Here is a 566-nt window from a genome sequence, read left to right as displayed (position 1 = left end):
GGCGTCTACGCGACGCAGCCGGGCGCGGCCGGCGCGCGCAGCGCGAACGGCCAGGCGGCGACTGCCATCGGCTGGCGCGAGTTCTTCGTCGATCCGCGCCTGCAGCGGCTGATCGAGATCGCGCTGAAAAACAACCGCGACCTGCGCGTGTCGGTGCTGAACGTCGAGGCCGCGCGTGCGCAGTACCAGATCACGCGTGCGGGGCTGTTCCCGACGCTCGACGGGACGGGCACGGGCAGCATCCAGCGCGTGCCGCAGGGTCTTTCGCAGACCGGTGCGCCGTACATCTCGCGCGCCTACAACGTCGGCCTGTCGGCGTCGTGGGAGCTCGATCTGTTCGGCCGCGTGCAGAGCCTGAAGGACCAGGCGCTCGCGCAGTACCTGTCGACGTCGTACGCGCGGCAGGCGTCGGAGATTTCGCTGGTGTCGCAGGTGGCGGATCAGTACCTGACGCTGCTGTCGACCGATGACCTGCTGAAGGTCACGGAGGACACGCTGAAGACCGCGCAGGCGTCGTACGACCTGACCAAGCTGCAATTCGACAACGGCACGGGCTCCGAGCTCGA

The 566-nt window shown here is 68.6% G+C and carries 1 protein-coding gene; it reads left to right on the top strand.

Going from position 1 to position 566, the window contains the following annotated elements; genetic code table 11:
• The coding region (locus J8I35_RS34430; protein WP_209929400.1) for a TolC family protein at window positions 1-566 on the top strand (566 nt) is incomplete at both ends.

Source organism: Burkholderia sp. CpTa8-5, assembly GCF_017815045.1.
In the GTDB taxonomy this organism is placed as follows: Bacteria; Pseudomonadota; Gammaproteobacteria; order Burkholderiales; family Burkholderiaceae; genus Burkholderia; species Burkholderia sola.
The sequence above is the reverse complement of the archived record's forward strand: the minus strand, read 5'-3'. Positions and strand labels throughout refer to the sequence as shown.